The sequence below is a fragment of the Proteus sp. G2674 genome, from assembly GCF_009915195.1.
In the GTDB taxonomy this organism is placed as follows: Bacteria; Pseudomonadota; Gammaproteobacteria; order Enterobacterales; family Enterobacteriaceae; genus Proteus; species Proteus mirabilis.
In genome coordinates this window covers 178,141-200,259 of the sequence record NZ_JAABLS010000017.1, presented here as the reverse complement: position 1 = coordinate 200,259, position 22,119 = coordinate 178,141, and the positions used below count along the sequence as shown (strand labels likewise).

The 22,119-nt window shown below is 38.0% G+C and carries 19 protein-coding genes and 1 riboswitch; of the genes, 6 read left to right on the top strand and 13 right to left on the bottom strand.

Translation table 11 applies throughout. The annotated features are described in order from the left end of the window. Entirely contained in the window at positions 1–3,276 is a 3,276-nt protein-coding gene (gene bcsC, locus GWI58_RS08335) for a cellulose synthase complex outer membrane protein BcsC (protein WP_161769077.1), read from the top strand. An 84-nt stretch (positions 3,277–3,360) separates the two neighbouring features. On the opposite strand, the gene GWI58_RS08330 is transcribed toward bcsC, so the two are convergent. Genes GWI58_RS08330 through GWI58_RS08320 form a run of 3 tightly spaced genes read right to left on the bottom strand, consistent with a single transcriptional unit; the run spans position 3,361 to position 4,540 of the window. Next, the gene (locus GWI58_RS08330) at positions 3,361–3,774 is read right to left on the bottom strand and encodes a DUF6691 family protein (RefSeq protein WP_004250328.1); all 414 of its coding nucleotides are present in this window, start codon (positions 3,772–3,774) and stop codon (positions 3,361–3,363) included. Between the two features lie 4 nt (positions 3,775–3,778). Continuing rightward, the gene (locus GWI58_RS08325) at positions 3,779–4,213 is read right to left on the bottom strand and encodes a YeeE/YedE family protein (RefSeq protein ID WP_004248581.1); all 435 of its coding nucleotides are present in this window, start codon (positions 4,211–4,213) and stop codon (positions 3,779–3,781) included. A gap of 3 nt (positions 4,214–4,216) precedes the next feature. Then, complete coding sequence (locus tag GWI58_RS08320) at positions 4,217–4,540, bottom strand: ArsR/SmtB family transcription factor (protein ID WP_004248583.1); 324 nt, start codon at positions 4,538–4,540, stop codon at positions 4,217–4,219. 104 nt (positions 4,541–4,644) lie between these two features. Between GWI58_RS08320 and GWI58_RS08315 the strand changes: the two genes are divergently transcribed. From GWI58_RS08315 to GWI58_RS08305, 3 genes are all read left to right on the top strand, one after another. After that, positions 4,645–5,151 carry a SprT family zinc-dependent metalloprotease gene (locus GWI58_RS08315; RefSeq protein WP_139218836.1) on the top strand — a complete coding sequence of 169 codons (507 nt, stop codon included), beginning with the start codon at positions 4,645–4,647 and terminating at the stop codon, positions 5,149–5,151. Positions 5,152–5,639: 488 nt separating this feature from the next. Continuing rightward, the gene (locus tag GWI58_RS08310; protein WP_161769076.1) at positions 5,640–6,236 is read left to right on the top strand and encodes a hypothetical protein; all 597 of its coding nucleotides are present in this window, start codon (positions 5,640–5,642) and stop codon (positions 6,234–6,236) included. Beyond that, positions 6,227–6,637, top strand: coding sequence for a type II toxin-antitoxin system YafO family toxin (locus GWI58_RS08305; protein ID WP_004248590.1), 411 nt, complete (start codon positions 6,227–6,229; stop codon positions 6,635–6,637). The genes GWI58_RS08310 and GWI58_RS08305 overlap by 10 nt, the downstream gene beginning before the upstream one ends. A gap of 164 nt (positions 6,638–6,801) precedes the next feature. Here the strand turns inward: GWI58_RS08305 and GWI58_RS08300 are convergent, their stop codons facing one another. The 4 genes from GWI58_RS08300 to hcp form a co-directional block, all read right to left on the bottom strand. Further along, on the bottom strand, positions 6,802–7,875 hold the full coding sequence (locus GWI58_RS08300) for a magnesium transporter (RefSeq protein ID WP_110229428.1): 1,074 nt from the start codon (positions 7,873–7,875) through the stop codon (positions 6,802–6,804). Positions 7,876–7,951: 76 nt separating this feature from the next. Next, positions 7,952–8,123: riboswitch (M-box (ykoK) riboswitch) on the bottom strand. 180 nt (positions 8,124–8,303) lie between these two features. After that, a complete protein-coding gene (locus GWI58_RS08295; protein ID WP_004244170.1) occupies positions 8,304–8,636 on the bottom strand; it encodes a DUF6694 family lipoprotein in 333 nt (110 codons plus the stop codon). A 220-nt stretch (positions 8,637–8,856) separates the two neighbouring features. Further along, the gene (hcr, locus tag GWI58_RS08290; protein ID WP_004248592.1) at positions 8,857–9,861 is read right to left on the bottom strand and encodes an NADH oxidoreductase; all 1,005 of its coding nucleotides are present in this window, start codon (positions 9,859–9,861) and stop codon (positions 8,857–8,859) included. A 57-nt stretch (positions 9,862–9,918) separates the two neighbouring features. Then, positions 9,919–11,571: a hydroxylamine reductase gene (gene hcp, locus GWI58_RS08285; RefSeq protein WP_004244173.1), complete on the bottom strand. Its 1,653-nt coding sequence runs from the start codon at positions 11,569–11,571 to the stop codon at positions 9,919–9,921. 485 nt (positions 11,572–12,056) lie between these two features. Here hcp and GWI58_RS08280 point away from each other — a divergent pair, with 485 nt between their 5' ends. Further along, on the top strand, positions 12,057–13,538 hold the full coding sequence (locus GWI58_RS08280; RefSeq protein WP_004244174.1) for an aldehyde dehydrogenase family protein: 1,482 nt from the start codon (positions 12,057–12,059) through the stop codon (positions 13,536–13,538). 190 nt (positions 13,539–13,728) lie between these two features. Here GWI58_RS08280 and GWI58_RS08275 read toward each other — a convergent pair whose 3' ends face one another. After that, positions 13,729–15,129, bottom strand: a complete 1,401-nt coding sequence (locus GWI58_RS08275; RefSeq protein ID WP_004244176.1) for an alanine/glycine:cation symporter family protein — start codon at positions 15,127–15,129, stop codon at positions 13,729–13,731. 196 nt (positions 15,130–15,325) lie between these two features. Here GWI58_RS08275 and clcA point away from each other — a divergent pair, with 196 nt between their 5' ends. Next, positions 15,326–16,726, top strand: coding sequence for a H(+)/Cl(-) exchange transporter ClcA (gene clcA / locus GWI58_RS08270; RefSeq protein ID WP_161769075.1), 1,401 nt, complete (start codon positions 15,326–15,328; stop codon positions 16,724–16,726). A 63-nt stretch (positions 16,727–16,789) separates the two neighbouring features. Here clcA and tehB read toward each other — a convergent pair whose 3' ends face one another. The 5 genes from tehB to GWI58_RS08245 form a co-directional block, all read right to left on the bottom strand. Beyond that, complete coding sequence (gene tehB, locus GWI58_RS08265; RefSeq protein WP_094959654.1) at positions 16,790–17,644, bottom strand: SAM-dependent methyltransferase TehB; 855 nt, start codon at positions 17,642–17,644, stop codon at positions 16,790–16,792. 82 nt (positions 17,645–17,726) lie between these two features. Continuing rightward, entirely contained in the window at positions 17,727–18,896 is a 1,170-nt protein-coding gene (locus GWI58_RS08260) for an NAD-binding protein (RefSeq protein WP_017627913.1), read from the bottom strand. 16 nt (positions 18,897–18,912) lie between these two features. Continuing rightward, entirely contained in the window at positions 18,913–19,998 is a 1,086-nt protein-coding gene (locus tag GWI58_RS08255; RefSeq protein ID WP_049197539.1) for a linear amide C-N hydrolase, read from the bottom strand. A gap of 244 nt (positions 19,999–20,242) precedes the next feature. Then, a complete protein-coding gene (locus GWI58_RS08250) occupies positions 20,243–20,821 on the bottom strand; it encodes a YceI family protein (protein ID WP_004248606.1) in 579 nt (192 codons plus the stop codon). 51 nt (positions 20,822–20,872) lie between these two features. Further along, complete coding sequence (locus tag GWI58_RS08245; RefSeq protein ID WP_004244184.1) at positions 20,873–21,427, bottom strand: cytochrome b; 555 nt, start codon at positions 21,425–21,427, stop codon at positions 20,873–20,875. Between the last annotated feature and the right edge of the window lie 692 nt (positions 21,428–22,119).

The following is a 22,119-nucleotide window of genomic DNA, read 5'->3' as shown; positions in this document are numbered from 1 at the left end:
ATGATGTGGCGCATTTGTTATCAATATCGCCAATATCTCCTTGCTCTTGGTTTGCTGGCAGGCATATTGCCTGTCACGCAAGCCGCAGATGATCCGACTGAAACTTTTTTATATGAGCAAGTTAGACTAGGCAACTCGAAAAGTAACGATGTTTTAGTTTCTCAATCACTGTATCGTTTATCACTTATAAAACCGAACGATCCTAGTGTGTTGTTAATGCGTATCCAATTTGCTGTAAAACAAAAAGAAACAGCAAAAGCACAACAACTGGTTGAGCAATTACGTATACATGGCGAAAATACTGAACAATATCAACGTGCGATTAAGCTACTATCATTAACTAATGAAGATAACCGCCAAATCCTACAAAAAGCCTACCTTTATCAGACTGCGGGTCGTTATGATGAAGCCTTGCAATTATATGATGATATTTACCAAGGCACGCCCCCCGATGAAGGGTTAGCCCTTGAGTATCTCAATGTATTAATTGCTGCAAACCATGCCAACAAAATGGCACGTATTAAGCAGATTTATCACACTTATCCCAATAACCAACAGATAGCTAATATCTATCAGCAATATCATCTTACCCCTGCATTATCTACTCCCTCAGCAGCCTCTGCTCCCAATAACACACTATCTATTCGCGCATTAAAACAGCAGTTACGCCAGCAGCCTGATAATGCAGACATAATAGGAACATTAGGCGTGCGCTATTCGCGCGCAAATCAACGGGCACTCGCGATTTATTATCTTTCTCAAGCACTCACATTGGCTCCCAAACACAACGATAGTGATTTGTGGCGTACGCTGTTGCAATCAAATCAATATTGGCATTTACTTGCCAAGGCTGATGAAGCGTTATTAAATCAAGAGTACCCTGCCGCTAAGCGCTATTTTACCCAAGTACGTCAACTCAGCCCCTATAAAAGTGAAGCTTATATTGGTTTAGGGGATACCGAGTTAGCGCAACATCAATTAGAGCAAGCTGAACGTTATTATCAACAAGCGCTACAATATCAGCCTAATGACGCGGCGACTTTGCATAGCCTGACCAAGCTCTATCGTCAACAATCGCATCAAAAAGCCGCCCAATTTATGGCTAACTTAACATCACAGCAATACAAAAATTTAGCCCAAGACTATGGGTATATCATTTCAGGTATACAACAAGACTTAGCTGCTGATGATGAACAGCAACAACACTATCTCAGTGCGATTGAGAAACGTAAGGCTATCGCTAAAGCGTATCCCGATGAAGTCTGGAATATTTATCGTCTGGCGGATGATTTACTTATCACTCAACAACCCCAACTTGCTGAGGATTACTTTAATCAACTTAATCAACGACGACCTAATGATCCCTCTCGACGATATGCCTATGCGTTATATCTCAATAAAACAGGGCGAGAACAACAAGCACTTAACACCTTAAAGACGATCCCTTTATCGCAGCGCAGTGAAAGTATGAACGCCTTAGATAGCCAATTACGTTTTGGTCAAATTATGGCACATGCGCAATCACTAAGAGAACATAACCAACAACAGCAAGCTGTCGAATATCTTTTCACCCATATTCCTCCTGAGCAAAAAATAGAAAGCTATCTGTTATTAGCACAATGGGCCGAAGAAGATGACCAACTCAATCAAGCATTAAATTATTATCATACAGTATTAAATTTAGCGCCTAATAATGAAACAGCACTATTAGGTGCAACAGAGATATCTTTAGCACAACATCAAATAGAGCAAGCTCGTTATTACTTAGCTCAGATAGAACAATTGTCCCCTGAAAAATTTAATCACTATTCACTAAGACGTTTAGCAAACGCTGAAAAAACGGCGGGAAATATTGATAAAGCCAAACACTATTTTGTCTATTTAGCTCGCCAAATTGACAAGGAGCCAGATAGTGCTGATGGATTAATTTTACGTGATATTGGTCGTTTTTATCGTGATAGCCAACAAGTTCAATCCGCTCATCACTATTATCAACAAGCGATGCTAAAAGAGGGTATCACGCATACACTGCCAAAAAACAATATTGAATACACCACACTTATGCGTAACAACCCAAATGATAATTGGCTATCACGTAGTGTACGTGATGATGCAAGTACCCTTTATCGTCAACAAGAGTGGCGTTTTACCCTAGAGCATGATTATTGGGGATCAAATGGCAGTGAGGGATACTCTAAATTACGCGCTCATACCACCATGTTACAACTGGATCATCCTATTTATCATGGCCGTTTCTTTTGGCGTACTGATTTTGTGCACTTAAATAGTGGCACATTAGGTACAGCGCCATACGATGCTAAATTTGGTAGTTGTTATCGCACAGGTTGTTTCCCTCTAAAGCAAAAAGCCTTTGGTGTTAGTCCTGCTATCGGTTGGGAAAATGAGCAATGGCAATGGGATTTAGGTACCACGCCACTCGGTTTTAATGTGACTGATTGGGTAGGTAAAATTGCTTATAACGATAGTTTTTATCATCTCGGTTGGAGTGTAGATCTTCACCGTCGCCCGGTAAATAGCTCATTACTTGCCTTTGCTGGCCAACGTGATAGTTGGACCAATCAAGTTTGGGGGGGAGTAAGAAAAACGGGGATTCGTTTAAGTGGCAGTTATGATCTGGGAGGCAAGGATGGGTATTGGGGAGAAATATCGTTTGATAGATTAACAGGAAAAAATGTTAAAAATAACAGCAGTGTGAAAGCCATGGGAGGTTATTACTATAAGTTAATCAATGAAAATGATCGCCGCATTTCTGTTGGCTTAAATAGCATGCTTTGGCATTACAATAAAGATCTTAGTGGCTATACCTTGGGGCAAGGGGGTTATTATAGCCCACAACAATATCTCTCATTCTCACTGCCCGTTAATTACCGTCAACGTACTGAAAATTGGTCATGGGAAGTATCTGGCTCTCTCTCTTGGTCTTATTCAAAAACCGATGATAGCAGACGTTATCCATTACAAAACCTCGTTTCAAGCGATAAATTTAATTCTGATCCCATAGAAGAAATATTTAAGCATGAGAGAAATATCATTGATAAGGGGGATTCGGGTCATGGTTTTGGTTATACAGCAAGAGCATTAATTGAACATCGAATAACACCACATTGGTTTATAGGTGCCGCTATCGATATTCAGCAAGCGAAAAACTATACGCCAAGCCATGCACTAATGTATTTACGCTATTCATTTGATGGATGGAATGGTGATTTAGATCTTCCGCCTAACCCGCTTATTCCTTACGCAGATTTTAAATAATCCCGTAACAAGATTAAACAACAAACAGACAGCTAATGCGGTCCGTTTGTTGTTTTTTATCGCGCGTGATTAAAATAGTGATGATTATTGTGGTTTGCGAATTAACCCAATAAATAGCCACCCAACAATCATAGCTGACACAAATAATACACCTTGGGTAAAACCACCACCCGCTAATACCAAACCCGGTCCAGGGCAAATACCCGCAAGCCCCCATCCTAAACCAAATAAGATACTGCCAAAGACGAGAGGCTTATCAATCACAGTTTTAGTTGGAATGGCCAGAGGACAGGCTAATAAACTTTGTTGACGATGACGTGCAATTTGATAACTAATAGCACTGACGATAAGACCCGCCCCCATAATAAATAACAATGACGGATCCCAATCCCCACGAATATCTAAAAATGCCAAGATCTTTTGTGGGTTGCTCATACCACCGATGATCAATCCAGCACTAAATAATAGGCCACTAATAAAAGCAATTAATTTGGTCATTATCTTAGCCTCCGATGACATGGCGTTGAATATACACAGTCACAAATGCCGTCACCATAAAGACAAGAACTGCAACAATAGAACGACGCGATAATCGTGCTAATCCGCAAATTCCATGCCCACTGGTACAGCCATTCCCCAGACGTGTACCTGCTCCCACCAGTACACCGGCAATGATCAACTGCCAAGATGAAACGTCGATAATAGGTGTTAACGGTTTATCAAATAGATAAAACAGTGTCGGTGTAATCAACATACCGAGTAAAAATGCCCATCGCCACCCATTACCTTGTTGGTTAGTGGTTAATACCCCTCCTAAAATCCCACTAATACCCGCAATACGACCATTAAACAGTAACAAAATAGCCGCTGCTAAACCTATTAATAGCCCACCCAATGCCGAGCTCCAAGGCGTAAAGTGAACCCAATCTATATTCATAAGTTAACCTGCTATAGGACAATATAGCTGATAAAGTGTATTTAATAGCACCAATACTTTTTCATCAGCAATAGAATAAAAAATACGTTTTCCATCACGACGAGTATTCACAAGCCCTTCATTTCTTAACACAGTAAGTTGTTGAGAAAGCGTAGGCTGGCGGATCCCTAAACTTTCTTCCAATTCACTGACACTTTTTTCGCCCTGACTTAATTGGCACAATAAGAGTAGTCGATCACCATTACCTAGCGTTTTCAGCATACTAGAGGCTTCATTAGCCGCTAATTTCATGGCTTCCAATAAATCAGGTTGAACTCGTTGTGTCATGGTAAACTCCATAATCAATATACTTTTTAATAATATGTTAATTTATATATTGTGCAAGTTTTCTTTTATTGCGTGTTTTAATAAGGCGCTATATGCTCTGTAATATGAAAACAGTAAGAGTCCCTATCGCCTTAGTGCAAAGTGTTATGCGTACACTGCGTGAAAAACTGCAACAGGCCAATAAATATCTTAATACAGATTACCCAGAACCCACTCTACAATATAACCAGAGAGGAACTATTGCAGGCAGTGCCTATTATGCAAATTGGGAAATCCGTCTTAATCCTACATTATTGATTGAAAATAAACAGAATTTTATTGAAGAAGTTATTCCTCATGAATTAGCACATCTGCTAGTTAGTCGCCATTTTGGTCGTGTGGCACCTCATGGCAAGGAGTGGAAATGGATGATGGAAACTGTGTTACAGGTTAATGCGAAACGGACCCATCATTTTGATATCAGCAATGTAACAGCAAAAACGTTTAGCTATGCTTGTCGCTGCCAAGAAATACACCAGTTAACTCTTCGCCGACACAATAAAGTACAACGAGGAGAAACCCAGTATCGTTGTCGTCATTGTCAGGCGATTTTACAATTAATTAAAGAGTAAAAAAAAGTAAGCTTGGTCTTTAAGACTAAACGTCAGCCGAGGTTCTGAGTGACACTGATCAGGGATGTTAGTATAAACACTGGCAATAAAACTGCGGGAAGTCATTTCAAATTTTGATGAATTCAAATGATCAATTAAGTAAAAGTATATCAGGCAAAAAGATAGAGAAACTTATTGAATTTTATGCAAACTATATTCAAATACTTCACAAAATTACAGTGAATTTATCAAGCGTTGCATCATTGCAAGTAAGGAAGTTTATGATGAAAATAGAAAGGCAAATGCAATATCGCATGTAATTCAAGTAAAGCCTGAAGAGCCAAAGAAAAATATTCCTCCTAAAAAAGATCAAGAGTAATTTCTCACTGAGTCATATAGCCAAGATCAAATCATCTAGCCCATCCTTGGGATGGGTGATGGTATATATCCTTTAGCTTTAAATGATGTATACTTTGTATGCGTATCTATTTCAGCGAAGGTAATAAACTATGATTTCTGAGGCTATTATGATGGCAATGCTATCAAATCCAATGGATAAAAAAGATGTGGATTCAGGCTTGGCTAATTTAGCCATGTCGATAGCTACCATTGTTGATAAAAAGGCAAAAGGTGATGTATCACCAGATGAAATTATGGATTTAATTGTTGGTGGTAAGACCGTGCTAACGACCCTTGTTACATCAATCGATGAAATAGTGGCTTTACTTGATGACCCAACAAAAGATGACATAAAAAAATATGCAGGTAATAACCCTGATGAGGTTATGCGTGAATTGGAACGAGTGATTAACCATGGTAATAATGTAATTATGATGATTGAGGCAATGTATAGCATTGCTAAAACTACCAAGGCTTTTCATCCATTTGAAAGCATAGCTGATGGTTACTTCAAAGAAGTTATTCTTAAAATGGCTGCACTAAGAAACCATACACAAGCACTTTATAGACAATTTAATCAGCATATTAACCCGTTACGCGCAATGGAGGTTGAAGATGAATTCGGTGAAGAGGATATAGCATTGTTTAATTCCTCAATAGCTGAATTTAATCAAGATCTGCTTGCAGGTAACTTGCAATGCCGATAGTCACAATCACGCCCAGATATAAAGATAACGGTGTTTATCGGAAGTATGCGGCTAAGCTATCAGCAGCTCTTAATGGCTCATCCCTCTCTGGGTATGTAGGTAAATTTGCTGATTTTAGGAATAGCGCCATAGCGCGTCAGTCATTCATTGAAAAGGTTCATATAAGAACGCCAAATGAAAAACCTTGGGATGGCGAAACTCGACAGGCTGTTAGAGTGAGCGATAACTTTTTAGTGTTTTGTAAGCACTGTATGTACGATGATTATTACCAAATTCTGGCAATCATAACTCCTGATGCACATGCTCGTTCAGATGCGTTGCTTCCAATATTGGCAGATATGGCAGAAACTTATTTTCATTCTTTATCGCTTAAAGAGTTAGCTGGATTAGATCAGTTCTAGCCACACATAGCTCAAGGACGACTTGCTTGAGATCACATAGCGGGTGGTTTTATATTTAAGACGCTGACGCGACTTAAACAGGCTAAAGCCCATAACAAAAAATAAAGCCGATAACTTGTTAGTTTATCGGCTTTATTCGGTATAAATAAGGGAGGATTGATATATTAAGCAAACACACTCATGGTATGAGATGCTATTTCAAAGTAGATAATAAGCCCAGTACCATCAATAAATGTTGCAATAAAAGGTGCAGACACCACCGCAGGATCAACACCAATACGCTTTAATACCATTGGAATAATAGAAGAGACAATAGCACTCCAAACCGTAATTGAAATTAGCGTTAATCCCACCACTATCATCACTTCCATGCCAACCCCTAAGGTCCAAGCACGAATAAATCCTGCTATTCCCATGGTTAAAGCCACCATTATCGAGGTCGTGATCTCTTTTCTTAATACTGACCATACATTACGCAAGCTCACCTCACCTAATGCCATGGCACGTACTAATGTTGAGGTAATTTGTGTACCGCTATTGCCACCAGTACCAATTAATAATGGAATAAAGAAAGCTAAAGAGATAGCAGCTTCAAGTCTGTCTTCAAAAGCATGTAACACCGTACTGGTATAAGCTTCAGCAATAAACAGCATTAATAGCCAGACAACACGTTTACGCCACAAAGTGACCGGACTTGTCTCTAAATAAGGTTGTTCTAATGGCGACGTTGCCCCCTGCATTTGTGCATCTAGCGTATTTTCATCTTCAATTAAATCAGCAATATCTTGAGGCCGTAATACACCAACTAACTTACCAAAATGCATCACAGGTACACTGTCTAAACCACTTTGGCTAATTAACTGATAAACATCATGTCGGCTTTGCTCCGGTGAAACTGAGAAAAATGTTTGGCGCATAATATCCGAAACAAAAAGCCCATTATCAGCAAGTAGTAATGATTTAACCGGCAAAATACCGTTAAGATAATTATCTTTATCTACGACATACAGATAAGTCGGAATTAATTCATCTTTTAAATCATTAACCAGCTGTGCTTTTACATGTTCAACCGAATCTGCGACAGAAACAGAAATATAATTCTGGCTCATATAAGCACTAACGGTAGCATCATCTTTTAAACGATGATGTTGCTCTTGTATTGAATGATTATTGGGTGTGTTTAAGGATGCGCTTGCCATTAATGCAGCATCCATTTTATGTTGAGGAGTAAATTTCATTTTTTTGGTTCCCTATGACTGTTTGTGTTTAGCAAATCAGTTCTCAATAGGGGCGAAACCAGATGCGAGAATGCAAAAGCTATCTACACGTCTCGGTTTTAGCACTATACAACGTATCCGATGAATACTGGAAGTTACATGGAGATATACCTTCGGTCGATATATCTTGTCCTAATCTTGGGCGTCTCTCGACGTCGTCAGATCAGTAACCTGTGTTTGTATAGGAGCCTCGCCTAACGAGATACTGCACTTTTCTTGCGAATGCGGCGCGCATTATAACCACTCACATTATAATGAAAAGTCTCATCGTAGTTTTGTTTAAGTTCTATTGATAAATCTTAAATCGCTTATTTTTTACATCATTAATTAAATACTCACCTCAAATAGAGATGAATAAAATAGTTTTAAATAAATTGGTTATTAATTGATTATTTTAATGCTAATTTTTGTACTTTTATTTCTTCAGCTTGTGAGAAGATCTCATTGACTGTTTTACCATCTAACGATTGACACATTTTTCGCGTGATCATATCAGCATTTTTATTGCGCCCAGCAATGACTAAATCATTAAAATTAATATCATTTAGCATGGCTAATTCTATTGCTTCATCAAAGCGTTGCTGCTCTTCAAGCGGTAATGAATTGCGCATTTCTACAATCGATATTCGTAATGACTCAACATTAGAGCCATCTAGGGTTTGATTTTTTTCGCAACCAGAAAGTATGACAGTAAATAAACAAATAAATAACAATTTTCTCATATATCCCCCCTTCCCCTATCATAAATTAAATAATAGCAGAATGTGTATCAGTAAACTGCTAATTAAGTAAAATAAATATTTAATTCATTATAGCGTTACGTGTTATATATTATATTGAATAAATAAACTCTCTTTTTAAAAATAATAACAAAAAACCCCGCTAATAAATTAGCAGGGTAAAATAGAAGGATAGATAAAGAATAGATAATAAAATGAATGATTAGGCTAGTTCAACATCACCTGTTAATCGACAACTACAGGCTAAAACATAACCTTGTGCTATCTCATCAGCAGTTAAAGTACTGGTGCTGGTGACCTCATAATCACCTTTCACAATGCGTGTTTTACAGCTACCACACACTCCAGCACGACAAGCAGCCAAAACAGGAACACTGTTTTCTTCCATCGCTGTTAATAATGTCATCCCCACCGGTACGTTAATTTGCTTTAACGGATGACGAATAGTCATAGTAAGTTGTTGTGCTTCATCAACACACATTGGCTCATCACCAAAACGTTCCATAAAAATATTCTCTGCACAAACACCAAGATTTTTGGCAAAACGCGCAGTATCTTCCATATAACTATTAGGCCCACAACACATAACAGTACGACTGGCAATATCCGGCACTAAAGCGGCTAGTTTTTCTTGAGAAATACGTCCACTAAAAATTCCCTTATCATCCGGCAACTTAGGCATCATAATAAAATTGAGATTATAGGGATAAGCATTAGCTAACTCTAACCACTCTTTTTCAAAAATAAATTGGCTCTGTTCGCGAATATTAAAGATGACCGTGATATCCGCTTTAGGTTGATTATTTAACAACCAACGCGTCATCGACATAATGGGAGTCACACCGCACCCCGCAGCGAGCATTAAATAACGCGTTCCTTCTCTATCTGCACAGGTGAACTCCCCTTGTGCATCTGATAACCAGAGATAATCACCCGGCTTAACTTGAGATGTTAACCACGTTGACCCCACCCCATTGTCGATACGACGAACCGTTAAAGAGACAAAAGGACTTAATCCCGGAGAAGACGAGAGCGTATAAGCTCGCATTGTTTCATCGCTATTATTAATACTGACTAGTGCAAATTGGCCGGGTTTATAACGATAAAAATCATGGTTAATTAAATTCAGTGTCCACACTTCCGGGGTTTCCTGATGGATAGAGTGAACTTGCATACGATTAGGACAAAGAGCTGTTGGCATCGTCATGGATATTGCTTCCTTACCGAAGCCTTTAGGCTTCGGCAATGATGATGAATAAATAAATTAAGCAGAAAGAATTTCTTGAAGATCTTGTTCTGGCGTGGTGATCGCACGCATACCAAATTTTTCATTAAGTATTGCGAGCAAATTATCGGTTAAAAATGCAGGCGCAGTCGGCCCAGTATAAATATTTTTTACCCCTAATGAGAGTAGGGTTAATAAAATAACAATCGCTTTTTGTTCAAACCACGACAAAATCAAGGACAGGGGTAAATCATTTACACCACAACCTAATTTTTCTGCAAGATTAACCGCTAGCATAATCGCAGAGTAGGCATCGTTACACTGACCCACATCAAGTAAGCGCGGTAAGCCCTCTAATGTGCCAAAATCAAGTTTATTAAAGCGATATTTACCACAAGCTAATGTCATAATTAAGCAATCTTGGGGAATGGCACGAGCAAGATCGGTATAGTAGCTACGTTCACCACGACTACCATCACACCCCCCAACTAAGAAGACATGACGAAGTTTTTTCTGTGAAACTAAATCAATCACTGTATCAGCCGCATTTAATAGTGTTTGACGACCAAATCCAACGGTAATTAAGTGTTCAATTTCACTGTACGGAAATCCCTCTAAAGAGAGCGCTTGCTCAATCATTTCAGAGAAATCATCACCTTTAATGTGTTTCACACCCGGCCAACCAACAATACTACGCGTCCAAATACGATCGCCATAGTTCCCCACATTAGGATCAATAATACAGTTAGATGTCATTAACACAGGGCCAGGAAATTTTGCAAATTCACTTTGTTGATTCTGCCAACCACTTCCGTAGTTACCGACTAAGTGTTTATATTTTTTCAGCTCTGGATAACCATGGGCGGGTAACATTTCACCGTGCGTATAAACATTAATGCCTTTACCTTCGGTCTGTTCAAGTAGCATCTGTAAATCTTTCAGATCATGGCCTGAAATTAAAATAGCTTTACCTGCTACTGGGCGTACATTAACGGAAACAGGAGTTGGATCACCATAAGCTTGAGTTTCACCTTTATCCAATAACGCCATAATACGAAAGTTCATTTGACCAATGCCCATTGCATTGTCTAGCAACTCATTCATATCCGCAGGATCGGTACCTAACCATGCCATGTAACGATGATATTCAGCATAAATTTCATCATCGTACTGGCCTAAAACATGAGCATGCTCCATATAAGCAGCAGCACCTTTTAAGCCATACAAGCAAAGCATACGTAAACCATGTAAATCATCCCCCACTTGCGCTTTATCATTATTTAATGCAAAGCGTTGGGCTTGTTTCTGTAGACTGGCTAAGTCGTTGCCTTCTAATTGAATTTCGGCTTTAGGATGAGCGACTTGGATGGCTGCATTTTTGGCTAACGTACGTGATTTTAAGCTTTCACGTAAATAAATAGCCTCTTTGGCATATCCAACAATACGTTCAGAATCAAAATTAACATTGGTTAACGTCGAGAAGAAAGCCCGTGGCGCAAAGCTGTCTATATCGTGATCAATAATATCAACACTACGCGCAGCTAATGCCCATGCTGACAGCCCTTCTAATACTGCCACCAATAAGTCTTGTAGATCAGAGGTTTCTGCTGTTTTACCACACATACCTTGTGCATAGGCACAACCATTACCAACAGGTGTTCTCATTGTTTGTTCACATTGCACACAATACATATCGAATTCCTTCTATAAGATGACGCTTTATTTTTATAAGTTGCATTAAATATGCAACATAAGAATACGCCATTTTTATAGTAGGAAAAGTGTCAGATGAAATAATCTGCGCCATGTTTGATCTAACGCAATTTATTGCTGTGCTTAAGAGCTTGCTTTTTTTTCTGTTGATTTGGCTTCACACCTCGTAAGAGGGTAAGTAAACAAAGTAAAGGGCTTTTCTTATCAGGGAAATTGAGAAGAAATGTTGCAGTGTCGCACGGGATGATCTTGTTATATCTCAGCTAAAAAAGAGTGAGATGAATCGATTAAATTAATTAGTTCTCATTGTATATATAATATCTATTTATTATTTTTGATAGTTAATATTACCTATTGCATCAATAGCTAATAAAATTACTACAATTGATATATTTTAATAGTACGAGTATTACGAAATGAAACTATAGAATTTGACGATACTCCCCCTACACTGGAGATTAAAAATGATTAAATTAAATAATGTTCCATCCGAATTTCGTCCCTTAGAAAGCTACAAAATGTTAATCGGCGGCGAATGGGTATCCAGTACATCGCAACAAACGACCAAAACCTATAGTCCCGCAACCGGTGAATTATTAAGTGAATATCCATCAGGTACAGCTGAAGACGTTGATCTCGCTGTAAAAGCGGCTCGTAAAGCTTTTGATCATTGGCGTAAAACCTCTCCTGCTCAACGCCAAGCGCTATTATTAAAAATTGCTGATCGTTTAGAACAAGAGCAAGAACGTTTTGCTTGGATTGAGTCTCTTGATAACGGTAAACCACTCAATGAATCGAAAAACATCGATTTACCCGCCTCTATTGACCATTTTCGATATTTTGCAGGCGTGATACGCTCTCATACCGATGAAAGTGCTGTCTTAGACGAAAATACCCTGAGTCTTGTTATTCGTGAGCCCATTGGTGTCGTTGGACAAATTATTCCATGGAATTTTCCATTATTAATGGCTGCTTGGAAATTAGCCCCTGCCATCGCCGCTGGAGATACCGTTGTTATTAATCCAGCCACACTCACCTCACTTTCATTATTAGAGCTAGGTCGTATTTTAAATGAAATATTACCAGCCGGTGTTATAAATATTGTTACTGGTCGTGGATCTGTTGCTGGACAAGCTATTCTAGAACACCAAGACATTGATAAACTAGCATTTACCGGTTCAACCAATGTAGGTTATACCGTTGCAGCTGCGGCGGCGAAAAAAATGGTACCAGCCACTTTAGAATTGGGGGGTAAGTCAGCCAATATCGTCTTCCCTGATGCGAATATGAAAAAAGCCGTTAAATATTCCGCATTAGCGATATTAATGAACCAAGGACAGGCCTGTGAATCTGGCTCCCGTTTATTCTTACATAGAGATATTCATGACGCATTCTTAAAAGAGTTAAAAGCAGAATTTGAGCGTATCCGTGTTGGTGATCCACTTGATCCTAATACACAAATGGGTACCCAAGTCAGCCAAGCGCAAATGGATACCATTTTAGGTTATGTTGAGCTGGCCAAAAAAGAAGGTGCAACCATACTCACAGGAGGTGAGCGTATTACGGGTGAAGGGTTTGATGATGGCTTTTTTGTTCGCCCAACCATTATTATCAATGCCACAAACCAAATGCGTGTCGCACGTGAAGAAATTTTTGGCCCTGTATTATGTGTGATCCCATTTGATAATGAAGAAGATGTTATTGAAATGGCTAATGACTCTGAATATGGCCTTGGTGGTGGTGTCTGGACTCAAGATATTAACCGCGCACTACGAGTTGCAAAAGCCGTTAGAACTGGCCGTATGTGGGTAAATACTTATCATGAACTTCCTGCCCATGCACCATTTGGCGGTTATAAAAAATCAGGCTTAGGTCGTGAAACGCATAAAATGATGTTAGATGCCTATAGCCAAGTGAAAAACATCTTCATTAGTACCAAAGAATAATTAACCTCTAGTTAAGCATATTCTTATAAATATAATTATCTATACTCATCTCTTAGCCTTCTCCCCAGAAGGCTTTTTATTTGCTGTAAGCAACAAAAAACCGTATGCGCTTTTCTTAATATCTAATATTAACTGCTCACATACGGTTATTCGTTTAGATGGTCATTTAGCCTTAGATAAACAAACGCGTTTATTCCGCTTCTGCTTCTTTTTTGCTTACAGAATTCACTTGTTCATTTAGATCAATATCAACCGCATTAACATCTTTTATATAGTCTTTTGTTAGACGATAAACGATGGGACTCAGCAGTGCTAATGCAATTAAGTTAGGAATAGCCATCATCGCATTTAATGTATCAGCAAGTAACCAAACAAATTCTAAGGATTGAGTCGCGCCAATTGGCAAGGCAATTAACCATGCAATACGAAAAGGCATAATGGCTTTCGGTCCAAATAGATATTGCACACATTTCTCACCGTAATAGCTCCAACCTAAAATAGTGGTAAAAGCAAAAACAGCCAGTGCGATCGCAACAATATAGTTACCTCCAGGGATAGCCATAGAGAACGAACTTGCAGTAAGTGTTGCCCCACTTTGCCCTGTCAGCCACTGTCCAGTGATCACAATTGTTAATCCGGTGACAGAACAGACAATAATGGTATCAATGAAAGTCCCCAACATAGCAATTAAGCCTTGACGGATCGGGTTTTGTGTTTTGGCTGTCGCATGAGCAATGGGTGCACTACCTAATCCTGCTTCATTGGAGAATACGCCTCGTGCAACACCAAAACGTATTGCCGCCCAAACAGCCGCACCTGCAAACCCACCTTGCGCAGCAACCGGTGTGAAAGCAGATTTTACAATCAACATAAATGCATCAGGAATAGCAGTAATATTCAGTGCGAGTACGACAATCCCTGCCCCAAAATACCCTACTGTCATAATGGGCACTAATTTACCGGCAACATCAGCAATACGCTTAATTCCACCAATTAATACAGCACCGACTAAAATAACTAATGCAATTGCTGTCACTGTGGTAGAAATACCAAAATTACTTTGCAAAACATCCGCCACTGAGTTTGCCTGTACCGTATTACCTATACCGAAGCCGGCAAAACTACCAAAAATAGCAAATAGCGTTCCTAACCAAAGCCATTTTTTACCTAAACCGTTTTTAATATAATACATCGGTCCGCCAACGTAGTTGCCGTATTTATCAACCTCACGAAAACGTACCGCTAACACAGCTTCTGAATATTTAGTCGCCATACCTACTAAAGCAGTCATCCACATCCAAAATAGCGCTCCCGGTCCACCTAATACAACCGCTGTAGCGACTCCAGCAATATTGCCCGTACCGATAGTGGCAGAAAGCGCCGTCATTAATGCATTAAAAGGTGAGATTTGCCCCTCACCTCTTTTATCATTTTTCTCAAATAAAAGTTTAAATCCTGTACCTAATTTTCTAATTGGCAGAAAAGAGAGTCTAAACTGCATAAATAGACCGATGCCTAGAATACCGACTAACATCGGTACTCCCCACACCACGCCATTAATAGCGCTTAATATATTTGTGATGAAATCCATACGTTACCCTTTTTATCCAAATGTTATGTAAATATATATTTTTTGTTATCAGATACACTAAAGATGAAAAAAAGGAAATATGCTAGAAAAAAAACCGACTAATTATGAAATTGATTACATTATGTGAGAAATATCACTTGATGATTAAATTACGCTATTATTAGATACATTGTTATTTATATATAAAACATAAATTATGTATCAGCGAAACACGATCAAAAAATCGCAAAATCAACAACGCTTTAATTGGTTTAGAAAAGCGAAAGAAACTAACCTTGCCCCGGTGAAAACGCTTATTCTTTCCGCCATTATCGGTACGTTAGCCGGATTAATTGGGGTACTATTTGAAAAAGCCGTTGGCTGGGTCATTCATTTAAGACAAGATAAATTAGCCGAGGTATTAACCAACCCTTATCTTTTGGCTATTGGCACGTTACTTGTTTCCTCTCTTTTAGCCATGAGTGGCTACTACTTAGTGAAAAAGTTTTCACCGGAATCTGGTGGTTCAGGTATACCGGAAATCGAAGGGGCAATGATAGATATTCGGCCAGTTCGTTGGTGGCGGGTATTACCAGTAAAATTTATAGCCAGTATCGGTACCTTAGGCTCAGGTATGGTACTTGGTCGTGAAGGCCCCACAGTGCAACTAGGGGCTAATATTGGTCAACTCGTTAATGATGTCTCTCGCGTTAAAGATAAAGGAACGCGCCAAACACTATTAGCCACAGGGGCTGCTGCCGGTTTAACGGCTGCCTTTAATGCTCCCTTGGCAGGCATTCTATTTATTATTGAAGAGATGAGACCACAATTTAAATATAATCTTATCTCTATTAAATCCGTCTTCATTGGCGTGATCATGTCTTGTATTGTATTTCGCCTAATTAATGGTGAAGGAGGCGTCATACAGATAGGTAAATTTTCTTCAGCGCCGATGAATACACTGTGGCTCTATTTAGTGTTAGGAATGTTATTTGGTGTTGTTGGGGTTATTTTTAGTAAATTACTGTTTTATGTTCAAACACAATTCCAACATTTTTATCAAGATAAAACCTCACGTTTTGTTTTAGCCGGTGGCGTGATTGGTGGTGCATGTGGTTTACTTGCGTTGATTATTCCTGAAATAACCGGAGGCGGTTTTAGTATTATTCCTGCATTAAGTACCGGAGGATATTCGTTAACTGCACTGCTACTATTTTTTGTGTTACGCACCATCACCACCATTATCAGCTTCTCCTCCGGTGCACCAGGAGGAATTTTTGCCCCCACATTAGCCTTAGGCACACTCTTTGGTAGCGCTTTTGGATTAATGGCAACCTATCTTTTCCCCGATTATCAAATTCAAATTGGCACTTTTGCTATTGCTGGAATGGGTGCTTTATTTGCCGCAACGGTAAGAGCACCACTAACTGGGATTGTACTCGTTTTAGAAATGACCGATAACTATCAACTTATTTTGCCGATGATAATTACCTGTCTTGGCGCAACAATGCTGGCGCAATTATTAGGCGGGCGACCTATTTATACGGTTCTACTCGAAAGAATACTACAACGCTCAGAAGCCAAAGAAAAAACAGAGGCTCCCAAAGAGCCCCTATAGTTTTCAAATACTAAAATACCCTCGCTGTGATCTAACGAGGGTATTTTTCTCACCATCTATTTATTATTTTTTACGCGCAATTAATGTCGCAAAATTAAGTTGAATACGATTACCATTAGCATCAGTTTTATGTAGATGCCCTGGATTTTCATTATATTTAATAATATCCCAGCCTTGGTAATAATCCGCTAACTCACCTTGGCGCAAGAAGGTTTTGAAAGGAACTTCAGCAGATCCACTATTTGCTGCTTCAACAGGGCAAACAATGACATTAATCCCCTCTGGATTTGTACACTCCTGCATATTTTTAATAATATCTGCGATACGTTGACGCTGGCAAAACATCAAAACCACAGTAGAAATAATAATATCGTATTTCTCATTTAAGGCTGCTTCATTAATATCATATAAGCCGCTTTTGATCGCTAAACCGGTTTTAGCTTTGACGGCTTCAATCGCATCAATATGAGCGGCATTAATATCTAATGCGGTCACATCATAACCTTGTAATGCTAAATAGAAGCTATTACGACCACGTCCTGCGCCTAAATCAAGCACTTTACATGGGGTAGTCAACGTTGCCATATAACGCACTTCTGAATGAGGTAATGACAAATCATTTTCTTTAAAAAATTTATCTTCGGGAGTGCATAAAAAAGAGAGCTGGCAAAGTACATCATCACTCGCTTTATCGATTTTATGCCATTGCTGAGGTTGAATAAGCGGAGGCTGATTTTCGCTATCACACTCTAAGAACACTTGTTCTCCATCATCCTTAAATAGCACAAATGTCATACTCCCTTGTAATATCCGCATTTGCGCATAAGTGCCTTCTTTTGTGTTATGACGCTCTAATAATGCTAAAGGGATCGCTGTTAAGTGCCATTCAGGTAGCGTTTTATACGTAACAAGTTCCATAATTCAACCTCTCTTAAGATGCATTTTAAATACATCTTATTGTAATCACTCTCTTAGGTAAAGGGTGATTTTTTGACATAGCTTATTTTAAATATTTATTGATTAATAAATCAGTAACATCAGACGAATTAATAGATTCACCACAAAGGACTTTCATCATAATTTCTTTGCCTAACGAAGCTAAAGACAACAGCATATCTGGACGTAATCGACTTATTTTTTCTCTATTCTCATCTTTATTAATGATAGTGATTAATTTTGCTTGAAGGTCTGGACACTCTTGAATAGTTAATAAAATAAAGGTATTTTCCGCATCACTTTCAGATAACGTCGCCACCCAACTCGCTTGGCGAATATTTGCCGTTTGTAATGTTTTTACATTGGTTGGATCACCTTCAATAATATTGGCTTCTTTATCATACATGGCTTGCTTTTTATCCGAACAAATCGCAATAACCGGTTTACCTTGCTCTCTAAGCCCTTTCTCTAATTGTGCTGCCAGCATTGAAGAGCCAATAATAATAAAATGATCATGCATTTTAGCGATCCTTTTCTTCACAATATCGCGAGTACCACGAGCCAAAAATCCCATCACATAAACAATAGAAGTCGTAAAAACAGTGATCCCCAAAATAACCACTGTTAGGGTAAACATTCTCGCATTACTTGAGATAGGAACGATATCGCCAAAACCAAGTGTTGTCATACAGACAATGGAAAAGTAGAAAGCATCCATTAACGTTGTGATATGTGGTTTAAATTCATCACCAATATAGAGGCTGCCTAACATAGAGAAACACAGTAGCGAAATCGTACAGATAAAAGCAACAAAACCGGCACTGGTTAAGCTATGATGAGGAAAAGCACGCCGGCTGATAACCAATACAATGGCTAATGCTAATGAAGTATAGGCTTGAGTACCAGCTTGGTGATAAACCGCGACATCTAAAAAAACGATCGTCACTAATAATATTAATGAAACGCACCACGCAATCCGCGCCCCCATATACATAAAGAAAGAGAGCAAAATAAGTGCACTCGCTAACATCACTTTAGGAATATCAAGTAATTTCAATATACCTAACGATTTTAGCCAGTCAGCAAAACCGTGTATTTCCCAATCAAGATAAACACCACGAGAAAGTAATATCGAGTAAATAATAAAAAGACTATTCAAGATCAATAAGAAAGACATCATCTTTCTGCTAAAAGACGATGTCTCCATAAAATTAACGACTGCCGATAACTTCATTTTTATCTAATTTCTATTAATTTTGTATTGGTATATTTTCTAACCCTTTAAATTTAAAAGGTTTCGCTGGCTTAAACTGAGAGCTTGCATCTCCTGAATAAATCGTTGACTGCTCTTGGCCTAACGCTAACATCATCACTTTTCCTGTTTCTTTTGAAAAATCAATTTGTTTCAAATCAACCCAAAAAGTATTTGGTGATAATGCAGATTCAAAAAAGTAGAGCTGATTTTTATGATCAGCGACAGTTCTCCAACGAGTCGATGATATTTCTGGAGATTCTACGGTACTTAATCCATAAGGCACCGAAACATTGCGGATCACCCCAAATACACTGGCAAGTGATTTTTTGCTCGATTGCGATTTAGGAATAGCATTAATATAAAAAGAGGCTCTTGCAAAACGATCCGATGCTCTATTAGTACCCGGTAACATTACCGTACCACCAATCTGCTGCCAATAGCTATTTAATGCTAACTGTTCAGAAAATATAGGGGAGTTAGTCATCACTTGATATTTTCGGCTATGGTGGATCACCTGTTTACCATCAATATATTCAATAATTGCGCTATCACCAGAACTGTCAGACAATGATAAATGTAACGTTGCGACTCTATCCTGTCCGGGTACTTTGTCTGTTAAGACAATAAAAGGCTCATCTTTTAAAGCAGTTACCGCCTCTTCAACAGTAGCAAAATTATCTAATACATATTGTGCCCATGCAGAAATAGCCATTGCAGGCTTATCTTTGGAATAACTTGGGTAATCTGATTCAGCAAGCCATAATAAATTAGCCACTAATCCTTTTTCATTAATACCATCAGTAGTAGAAATATCATAACCTGATGCAATCACACTACCATATTTTGATTGCCATTGAATTGAATTATCACCAGCCTCACCAGAACGTTGCATTCCTTGAGGGAATATCCATAAATTAGTACCAATTTCGTATTTCCAGTCCATAGAACGAGCAGTAATTATTTGGTTATTTTCACCTAAATAAACAACTCGGGTACAAGCTTGCGCCGTAGTTATACTACTTAAAAAGGTACCTGAAATAATTAATGTACTTAATAAAGTATGTCGTAATTTTTTTAGCATAATTTTTCACCTTTAAATTATTAGATAAGCTTAATCTTATTTTCCTCATTTTGACCACTTTTTTATCACTTATAAAAAATAAACTCTCTAATAATTAATAACGATTTATCTATCTTACAGAAATTTTCTTAAGTAAGTATAAGACAAGTTACGTATCTTAAGTAAAAAAAACTGATGCTAAAAGCATCAGTTTTTAATCTATTAGGTGATATCGCAAATTATTGCTTATCAATATTCGCTACGTTTAATTTTTTTTCACACCTTCAACAGAAATGATTAATTCTGCTTCTTGCGATTTTGGTCCTAAATCTGATTTAAAGTTAAACTCTTTCAGATTAACTTTACCTGTTGCTTCAAAACCAGCGCGATACCCTTTCCACGGATCAGTACCTTCACCAATTAATTTTGCATTTAGTGAAATTGGTTTTGTAACGCCATTAAGTGTTAAATCACCCGTCACCGTATAATTTTCACCATCACGAGTCACTTTGGTTGAGACAAACTTAGCTTCAGGATATTTACTGACGTTAAAGAAATCAGCACTACGTAAGTGTTTGTCACGTTCAGCGTGATTAGTATCTAAACTACCCGTTTTAATCACAACATCGACTTTATCTTTTGAAGGATCTTCTTTATCGTAAGTAAAGCTTCCATCAAAATCTTTAAATGTGCCGTATAACCAGCTATAACCTAAGTGTTGGATACGAAATTGCACAAAAGCATGCTGCCCTTGTTTATCAATTTGATAATCAGCCGCTAATGCTGAACTAGCATTAAATAATAATGCACCTGCAGTTAAACTCAATAACGCCTTCTTAAACATTGTTCTCTCCATAATCATAATATTGTTATTAACAGGGTAATATAAATTTAATTATTGTGTTTTTATGCCAAGCATACGTTTCAATGTAATATCTTTATCTATAAAGTGATGTTTTAATGCACCCGCGGCATGTAGTAGCGATAACACAACAACCGCCCAGGCTAAATAAAGATGTACATCACCGGCTAAATCAGCTTGCTCCCCTTCCCCTGTGAAAACAGCAGGTACTGAGAACCAATCGAATACAGATATTGGCTGCCCATCAGCAGTAGAAATTAAATAGCCACTTATAATGATGGCAAATAAAATTAGATATAACAGCATATGAGCCACATGGGCACTAATGCGAGTAAGTCGGCTATAGCTGGATAATGCTGTTGGTGGAGGAGAAATCCAACGCCAAATTGCTCGAAAAAGAAGAACAATAAATAGAATTATCCCTATACTTTTATGTATTTCAGGGGCTGAATGATACCAGCTATCGTAATAGCCTAAATTTACCATCCACAATCCTAGGGCAAACATGCCATAGACGGTTAATGCTGTCCCCCAATGTAAAAGAAGCGACAAGTGCCCATAGCGAGTAGATGTATTCCGCCACTGCATAATGATCCTCAATCGATATTTTATTAACAAGCTGTTAACTATATTAGTAGATTAAATATAAAATGTTAGTCTAAAATTCAACAAATTATTTGTTTATCTTTTTCAATAATAATCAATGAGTCATTATCGCTTATTAGTTGCCTTATTGATTAATTTATCAATATAATTATTGATTATAATATATACAAAAAACAGTATATAGGCGATTTATGTAACAGTAAAGTCGAAGGTGTAACAAAAAATTAACTTAATATTATTACTGTATTAATATTGTTACGATAAAAGAAAAGTAGCGAAATGAAATGAGAATAAATAGGCGAGTCAGTTAATTTTAATATCGAAAAAATTTATAAAGCTATATATGATTTACTTAACATCGCCTAAACTCAAGAATTAGAAAAAATGAGGCCAACCACAAAAATTAACAGTGGTAGCGTAAAAAAAACAGATAGCCAGCGCATTTCATGAATAATACCCCAAATAATTCCAATAAAGCTAATAATAAAAATAACTGAAATAAGTTCAGAATAGTGTTCATGAAAATAACACATCAAGAAATAAAACCAAACATCCTCACTATCCATACAACAATCTAAGCCTTCAAGATAATTTAAAATAAAGATAGCAATAAATTACTATTATTATCTAATAAGGCAAGTAACCTATTATAAATATTAGCTATTGCGCACAAA

Coding starts and splice junctions, on each gene's coding strand:
- tehB (WP_094959654.1), bottom strand. CDS start 17,644: ATGGAACTTGTTACGTATAAAACGCTACCTGAATGGCACTTAACAGCG.
- GWI58_RS08275 (WP_004244176.1), bottom strand. CDS start 15,129: ATGGATTTCATCACAAATATATTAAGCGCTATTAATGGCGTGGTGTGG.
- GWI58_RS08315 (WP_139218836.1), top strand. CDS start 4,645: ATGAAAACAGTAAGAGTCCCTATCGCCTTAGTGCAAAGTGTTATGCGT.
- GWI58_RS08255 (WP_049197539.1), bottom strand. CDS start 19,998: ATGCTAAAAAAATTACGACATACTTTATTAAGTACATTAATTATTTCA.
- GWI58_RS08260 (WP_017627913.1), bottom strand. CDS start 18,896: ATGAAGTTATCGGCAGTCGTTAATTTTATGGAGACATCGTCTTTTAGC.
- hcr (WP_004248592.1), bottom strand. CDS start 9,861: ATGACGATGCCAACAGCTCTTTGTCCTAATCGTATGCAAGTTCACTCT.
- hcp (WP_004244173.1), bottom strand. CDS start 11,571: ATGTATTGTGTGCAATGTGAACAAACAATGAGAACACCTGTTGGTAAT.
- GWI58_RS08325 (WP_004248581.1), bottom strand. CDS start 4,213: ATGAATATAGATTGGGTTCACTTTACGCCTTGGAGCTCGGCATTGGGT.
- GWI58_RS08300 (WP_110229428.1), bottom strand. CDS start 7,875: ATGAAATTTACTCCTCAACATAAAATGGATGCTGCATTAATGGCAAGC.
- GWI58_RS08295 (WP_004244170.1), bottom strand. CDS start 8,636: ATGAGAAAATTGTTATTTATTTGTTTATTTACTGTCATACTTTCTGGT.
- GWI58_RS08330 (WP_004250328.1), bottom strand. CDS start 3,774: ATGACCAAATTAATTGCTTTTATTAGTGGCCTATTATTTAGTGCTGGA.
- bcsC (WP_161769077.1), top strand. CDS start 1: ATGATGTGGCGCATTTGTTATCAATATCGCCAATATCTCCTTGCTCTT.
- GWI58_RS08305 (WP_004248590.1), top strand. CDS start 6,227: ATGCCGATAGTCACAATCACGCCCAGATATAAAGATAACGGTGTTTAT.
- GWI58_RS08320 (WP_004248583.1), bottom strand. CDS start 4,540: ATGACACAACGAGTTCAACCTGATTTATTGGAAGCCATGAAATTAGCG.
- GWI58_RS08245 (WP_004244184.1), bottom strand. CDS start 21,427: ATGCAGTGGCGGAATACATCTACTCGCTATGGGCACTTGTCGCTTCTT.
- GWI58_RS08280 (WP_004244174.1), top strand. CDS start 12,057: ATGATTAAATTAAATAATGTTCCATCCGAATTTCGTCCCTTAGAAAGC.
- clcA (WP_161769075.1), top strand. CDS start 15,326: ATGTATCAGCGAAACACGATCAAAAAATCGCAAAATCAACAACGCTTT.
- GWI58_RS08310 (WP_161769076.1), top strand. CDS start 5,640: ATGATTTCTGAGGCTATTATGATGGCAATGCTATCAAATCCAATGGAT.
- GWI58_RS08250 (WP_004248606.1), bottom strand. CDS start 20,821: ATGTTTAAGAAGGCGTTATTGAGTTTAACTGCAGGTGCATTATTATTT.